A 6,361-nucleotide genomic window follows, 5' to 3' on the forward strand; every position below is an offset into this window, starting at 1 on the left:
CAACTCTGTTGAATGCGCCGGGCGTCTGGGGTCTGGATTTGTTGCGCCTAGCCGATGGGAGGGAGTACCGCCTCTAAGCGGGCCCGCAGGTGCTCATGCTGTTTGGGCAGCTTGAGGCCGGTGCCAAGTTCGGCCAAGGGTTCGTCCACAGTGAAGCCAGGGTTTTCGGTAGCAATTTCAAACAGTACCCCGCCCGGCTCGCGGAAGTACACCGAGTGGAAATAGTCGCGGTCAATTTGCGGAGTAGGTTGCAGGCCTTTCTCGATCAGCTTCTTGCGAATGTACAGCTCGGCTTCGTCGTCTTTCACGCGAAAGGCAATGTGGTGCACCGAGCCGCCGGCCGTAACGCTCCGCGCTTCCCCCGGTACTTCCACCAGGTCGATGTAGGCGGCGCCTTGCACCGTATCGGTCACGTAGCGGTACCGATTCACGTGTTGCTCCAGCAGCGTATAGCCAAACACGTCCGTCAGGATTTCGGCCGTACCCTTGATGCTAGCTAGGGTGAGCGTAACGGTGTGAAACCCTCTGGTAGCTACTGCCGCACCTACTTCAGAGGTTGTCCAGGGGGTGCGCGGGTCGTCGGCCTTGGATACGATCAGCTCCAGTTTTAGGCCGTCGGGGTCGAGGAAGGTAAGGTACTGCTCCCCAAACTTCTCGCTGGGCTTGTTGTACGTCACGCCGTGCTCGTCGAAGCGCTTCATCCAGAACTCAAAGCTGCCGGCCGGTACCGAGTAGCCTACCTCCGTAGCCTGCCCCAGGCCACGCCGGCCCGGCGTGATGTTCAACCAGGGAAAAAACGTGAGGATAGTACCCGCTGAACCGGTTTCGTCGCCGAAGTAGAAGTGGTACGTGCCAGGGTCGTCGAAATTCACGGTTTTCTTAAGGAAGCGCAGCCCCAGAACTTTGGTGTAGAAATCAAAGTTGCGCTGAGCGTTGCCAGCAATGGCCGTAACGTGGTGCAGGCTAGAATGCGAGGTTCCATGTAGAGTAAGGTAAAGGGTAAGAGGTAAGCAGCGTACTGCTGGCTGGGCCTTACCGGCCAAAGACTAAGCTATTGGCTAGGTTGAGTTCTTCTTGCGTGATGGTATGCCCCATATTCGGGTATACCTTTTCGGTTACGTGCGCGCCCAGCGCCGTCAGTAGGGCCGTGGAGGCCCGCACGCGTTCCACCGGTACGTGAAAGTCAGGGTCGCTGGTGCCAATGAAGACGGGAGTGCCTGCAAAGTCGCCCCGGTAGCCCTCGGGCCGAAGCTGGTCGCCAATCAAGCCACCCGTGAAGGCAACCACGCCCCCGTACCGGGTAGCATGGCGAGCTACGTACTCTAAGGTAAGGCAAGCCCCCTGCGAGAAGCCCAGAAAGTACAGGTTATCGGCGGTAATGCCAGCAGCCTGAGCGTGGGCCACGGTGCGGCCTACAGCGGCCAGGGCATCTGTCAGCCAAGGCTCATTCTGCGCCACCGGGGCCAAAAAGGAATTCGGGTACCACGTGTTCTGGGTGGCCTGCGGGGCCAGCAATGCAAACCCTGGTACGTGCAGGTGCGCAGCTAGCGACAAAATATCGGCTGCACTACCGCCCCGACCGTGTAGCATAATGAGGCCCTTAGTGGCCGTAGCAACGGGCTGCCCGCCCGTTCGAAGTGGTTCTTGATGCATAAATACCTCCTACGGGAATTAGCTGTCGACGGGAAATCTTACCCGGCAGTATACGCAAAGAGTGCTTCTCTACCAGCGCCCAACGCTGGGTAAACCCTGCACATTGGGGTATGTGGGCTTGGTTGTCATCAAGCCACACGGCGTAGCTTAAGGCTCGGCTTCATTGCAGTCAAGAAAACAGAGTTGCTGAGTCATATTATTAACTATGTCTCAAATGTGAGACTTTATGCGTAAGTTTGCGCCATGTCAGCGTCGCAAACTCAGCACCGCATCATCGAAGCCGCTATTCTCGTGTTCAACGAGGACTATTCGGCCCCGCTGGAGCACGTTGCGGAGCAAGCCGACGTTACCCGGCGGACGTTGCACCGCTACTTCACCGGCCGCGAGGAGCTACTGGCCTCGTGCGCGCAGGAAATGCGTCGGAGCTGCCAGCAGGCCATGTTGCAGGCGTTGAACAGCTCCGCCGAGCCGCGCAAGCAGCTAGAATACATGCTGTACGCCGGAGTAGACTGCGGTGCTAAGTATGCCCTCTTCAACAAGCTGCACTCCCGACCCGAGCACCACCATACCCCCCTCAATGCTGATTGTGCTGCCTACGATTCCGTTTGTAGCCGCTTTCGTAATGTGATTACGCAATTGCAGGAACAGGGCGCTATCAGCCTGCATCTGACTACGGCCTGGGTAATGGCTCTGTTCAATGGGGTGGTAGTTGCCACCGTCAATGCGGCTACTGCTGGGGCCGTGGCCCCCAATAGCTTAAAGGAATTTGCTTGGTTTTCATTTAGCAAAGGCATTGGGCTGTGATTTTTTTTGCTTTGCAGTGTCTCACTTTTGAGAAAATATACCCTTGTAAGAGACAAAAACTTGTTGCTATGGAAGACCAAGAAGTACTGGACGCAGTGATAGTAGGCGGCAGTTACGCGGGGCTGGCGGCTGCCATGTCGTTGGGGCGGGCCCGGCGCAACGTGTTGATTCTGGACAGCGGCCTGCCGTGCAACCGTCAGACCCCGCACTCACATAATTTCTTAACTCAGGATGGTAGCACGCCGGCAGCTATTGCGGCGCAGGCGCTGGCACAGGTCCTAGCTTACCCAACTGTGCAGTTGCGCCGGGAGGTGGCCGTTGCCGCCACGGGCGCAGACAATGACTTCCGGGTAACAACAGCCTCGGGAGCGACGGTTCGGGCCCGTAAACTACTCTTTGCTACCGGTGTGCACGACCAGATGCCCGCCATTCCTGGTTTTGCCGAAAGCTGGGGCATCTCGGTAATTCACTGCCCTTACTGCCACGGCTACGAGTACCGCGACCAGCCCACCGGCATCCTGCTCAATGGTGACATGGCCGTGGAGCAGGTGCGGCTACTGCTGAATTGGACTCCCACCTTGACGGTTTTCACCAACGGCCCATCAACTATTCAGCCCGAACACCGCCAGCGGTTGTCGGAGCGCGGCATTGCGGTAGAAGAAGCACCCATAGAGCAGATTGTGCACCAGAGTGGCTACCTAACGCACGTAGTGCTAGCTGGTGGCCGCCAGGTGGCACTACGCGCGCTATACGCCCGGCCAGCTTTCACCCAGCACTGCCTTCTACCCCAAGAACTGGGCTGCACGCTCACCGAGCAGGGCCACCTAGCCGTTGATACCCTGCAGAAAACCAACGTCCCCGGAGTGTACGCCGCCGGCGACGCCACTACGCCCATGCGCACGGTAAGCGTGGCTGTAGCTGCCGGCACCTTGGCGGGCGCCATGCTTAGCCGTGAAATGCTCGATACGCTATAATTCTTTAACTTCTTGATAATCAGTTTTTAGCCACTTTCGGGAAAGAAACTGGGAGTAGCTAACCGGCTGAAGAGTCCTTGGAAGTACCTTGCCAGTAACCTAATAAGAATAGGGCGGGTAGTCCAAGGCCTCTTATCAGTAGTTGTACCTCTCCACAGTTGAGAAGGTAGACCAACTGTTACAACGGCTGCTTACTCACGCCAGCCGCCGTAATTTTCACGGGCTTTATCATGCCTTGTGCGTCGAAGGTGAGCTGGTCGATGCAGGTAACGCGGTGGTTGGCGTCAGTTTCGCCGAGGGGGCGGCGGTGGTAGACGATGTACCAGGTATCAGTGTTGGGAGCGTGTAGCACCGAGTGGTGGCCCGCTCCGGTGGCGACTTGTGGGTCTTGCTGTAGAATTTTACCAACGCGTTTGAACGGTCCCAGGGGCGAGTCGGCCACGGCGTAGGCCACGGAGTAGTTGGGTCCACCCCAGCCACCCTCCGACCACATGAAGTAGTACTTGCCGTCTTTGCGAAACATAAATGGTCCTTCCACATAGTTCTGGGGCGTAATTTCCTTGAACATAGTGCCATCGGGGAAGGGGGTGAAGCCCGTGAAATCGTCCTTTAGCCGCGCAATGTTGCAGTGCGACCATCCTCCGTAGATCAGGTAGTACTGCCCATCCTGGTCGTGAAACACGAACTGGTCGATGGGCTGGGCGCCGTTGTGAATGTTGCCAATCAGGGGCTTGCCCAAGTAGTCGGCAAACGGACCTTCCGGCCGGTTGGCTACGGCCACGCCAATGCCGCCTACTTCGCCTTCGTGCACGTCGTTGGCGCCGAAGAACAGAAAGTACTTGCCGCCCTTCTCAATTACCGAGGGGGCCCACATGGCCTTCTGAGCCCACTTCACGCGGGTCGTGTCGATGATGCGCGGGTGCTTGGTCCAGCTGACCAGGTCAGGAGAGGAGAAGGCATCCATGAACACCTGCTGCTCGTAGGGGGCAGAATACGTGGGGTACACCCAGTATTGCTTGCCGAAGATGGCGCCCTCCGGATCGGCGTACCACCCCGGAAATACCGGATTGCCCGAGGTGGTTTTGGTGGTCTTGAGCCTCGCAGCGTTGGCTGGTTTTTTGGCCGGAGCAGAAGCTTTTTGGGCTACCACAGCCGGGGCCAGAAACAGGCTAGCCAGCGCGCTAAGCAGGAGGGCTTTTCTTATGGGAGTTTTCATATTCGGGCGCGAGCAAGCCGCGTGCAGGACAGGTTCAGCAGTTATTTATACCCAAAGCCCACGCCACGGGCAAGGGTGAGCGTAGGTGGGTAGGACACCAAGGCGAAGGAGGTGCCCTAAGCTAGCAGCTGGGGCTTCTCCTGGTACACTTTCCACAGAAACTCACCAAAGATGGTATTGGCCCAGGCAAACCACGAGCGGGTAAACTTGCTGGCGTCGTCCTTGTGAAAGGACTCGTGCATGTAGCCCGTGCCTGCGTGGGTGGCCTTCAGACTCTGCACGCAGTCCCTGATTTCGGCGTCGTTGGTGCTGGTGAGGCCGCGGGTGGTAATGGCAATGGGCCAAATCATGTCTTGCCCCACGTGCGGCCCGCCAATGCCCTCGGCGGCGCTACCCTTGAAAAAGAAGGGGTTGGCAGTGGAAAGCAAAAACTTGCGGGTATTCTGGTACACAGGGTCGGTGATGGGCACGGCGCCCAGGTAGGGTAGGGCTACCAGGCTGGGTACGTTGGCGTCGTCCATGAGCACATGGCTGCCGAAGCCGTCCACCTCATAGGCGTATAGGTCGCCGTGCTGGGGGTGCTTCACCACGGCGTACTGACGCAAGGCGGCTTCTACTTCGTTGGCCAGGGCCGTTAGCTCCTGCGCCGTGGCGGCATCCTTGGCCAGGGCCGTCATCATCTCACTGGCTTGGCGCAAGCTTACCACCGCGAAGAAGTTGCTGGGTACGAGAAAGGAGTAGAGGGAAGCGTCGTCGCTGGGGCGGAAGGAGGAGCAGATCAGTCCCACGGGCCGCACGGGGTAGCCGTAGCCACTCATGGGCTGGGTATCGGTAGAAGTAGCCGTCTGACGCTGAAACTTGTAGGGCCCCAGGCCTTCCTTGCGCTGTTGCTCCCGGAATGTCTGCAACGTTTTTTTGATGGCCTGTTGCCACTGCGCATCAAAGGGGGCCGCGTCGTTGGTGGTTTTCCAGTAATGGTAAGCCAGCCGGATGGGGTAACACAGCGAGTCAATTTCCCACTTCCGCTCGTGCACGCCCGGCTGCATTTTCGTCAGGTCCGACTTCCACTCGCCTACCTTGGTGTCATCGCCATAGAACGCGTTGGCATAAGGGTCCTTGATAACGCAGCGCGTCTGCCGGTTGATGACGCCCGCAATCAGCTGCCGCAGCTCAGCGTCTTTATTCACAAACTGCAAGTAGGGCCACACCTGGGCCGAGCTGTCGCGCAGCCACATGGCGTCAATGTCGCCGGTGATAACGTACGTATCGGGGCGGCCCTGCAGGGTAGTGTGGGTGACGGTGGTATCCAGGGTGCTGGGGAAGCAGTTAGCAAACAGCCACCCCAGTTCCTTGTCCTTTACCTTCTTGTTGAACTCCACAATGGCCGCTTCTACCGAGCGGCTCCGAAAGCGCCGTTTCTCCGCCGCCGGCCGCACCACCGGAAAGGCGGGGGCTGCACTAGCGAAGGAGTACTGCTTGAAAAATACGCTGGCGGTAAGCAGGGAAACACCCTGGACGAAGGATCTGCGGTTCATGCGGTGGGTAGGATGGAGGTGGGAGGCACTACGCGGCTGCCTGGGCCGCCCAGCCACCCCGGTAGGTGACCAGTGCCCCGAGCAGCGCGCGGCGGTTACTTGGCTTTCGACACGGAGAAGGGAGCGGCATCCGGCTTTGGTACCGCGGCTCTTCGTTGGGCGTCGCGCTCATATCAAAG

General features: G+C 58.6%; 6 protein-coding genes. 2 read left to right on the plus strand and 4 right to left on the minus strand.

The features are described from left to right. Nucleotides 1–47: 47 nt before the first annotated feature. Together VI25_RS21285 and VI25_RS21290 are read right to left on the minus strand one after the other, a co-directional pair. A complete protein-coding gene (locus VI25_RS21285) occupies nucleotides 48–1,043 on the minus strand; it encodes a ring-cleaving dioxygenase (RefSeq protein ID WP_316934396.1) in 996 nt (331 codons plus the stop codon). Then, a complete protein-coding gene (locus tag VI25_RS21290) occupies nucleotides 1,033–1,653 on the minus strand; it encodes an alpha/beta hydrolase (protein WP_045690284.1) in 621 nt (206 codons plus the stop codon). Before VI25_RS21290 ends, VI25_RS21285 begins: the two co-directional genes overlap by 11 nt. A 243-nt stretch (nucleotides 1,654–1,896) precedes the next feature. Between VI25_RS21290 and VI25_RS21295 the strand changes: the two genes are divergently transcribed. Together VI25_RS21295 and VI25_RS21300 are read left to right on the plus strand one after the other, a co-directional pair. Next, nucleotides 1,897–2,457, plus strand: coding sequence for a TetR/AcrR family transcriptional regulator (locus VI25_RS21295; protein WP_045690285.1), 561 nt, complete (start codon nucleotides 1,897–1,899; stop codon nucleotides 2,455–2,457). A gap of 68 nt (nucleotides 2,458–2,525) precedes the next feature. Next, nucleotides 2,526–3,431 (plus strand): NAD(P)/FAD-dependent oxidoreductase, encoded by a 906-nt coding sequence (locus VI25_RS21300; protein ID WP_045690286.1) that lies wholly within the window; start codon nucleotides 2,526–2,528, stop codon nucleotides 3,429–3,431. A gap of 178 nt (nucleotides 3,432–3,609) precedes the next feature. Here the strand turns inward: VI25_RS21300 and VI25_RS21305 are convergent, their stop codons facing one another. Then, complete coding sequence (locus VI25_RS21305) at nucleotides 3,610–4,647, minus strand: glycoside hydrolase family 43 protein (RefSeq protein ID WP_072144878.1); 1,038 nt, start codon at nucleotides 4,645–4,647, stop codon at nucleotides 3,610–3,612. Nucleotides 4,648–4,763: 116 nt separating this feature from the next. Continuing rightward, the gene (locus VI25_RS21310) at nucleotides 4,764–6,182 is read right to left on the minus strand and encodes a glycoside hydrolase family 125 protein (protein ID WP_055562851.1); all 1,419 of its coding nucleotides are present in this window, start codon (nucleotides 6,180–6,182) and stop codon (nucleotides 4,764–4,766) included. Between the last annotated feature and the right edge of the window lie 179 nt (nucleotides 6,183–6,361).

The sequence above is a fragment of the Hymenobacter sp. AT01-02 genome (assembly GCF_000961955.2).
GTDB classification, from domain to species: domain Bacteria; phylum Bacteroidota; class Bacteroidia; order Cytophagales; family Hymenobacteraceae; genus Hymenobacter; species Hymenobacter mucosus.

Coding starts and splice junctions, on each gene's coding strand:
- VI25_RS21290 (WP_045690284.1), bottom strand. CDS start 1,653: ATGCATCAAGAACCACTTCGAACGGGCGGGCAGCCCGTTGCTACGGCC.
- VI25_RS21295 (WP_045690285.1), top strand. CDS start 1,897: ATGTCAGCGTCGCAAACTCAGCACCGCATCATCGAAGCCGCTATTCTC.
- VI25_RS21300 (WP_045690286.1), top strand. CDS start 2,526: ATGGAAGACCAAGAAGTACTGGACGCAGTGATAGTAGGCGGCAGTTAC.
- VI25_RS21305 (WP_072144878.1), bottom strand. CDS start 4,647: ATGAAAACTCCCATAAGAAAAGCCCTCCTGCTTAGCGCGCTGGCTAGC.
- VI25_RS21310 (WP_055562851.1), bottom strand. CDS start 6,182: ATGAACCGCAGATCCTTCGTCCAGGGTGTTTCCCTGCTTACCGCCAGC.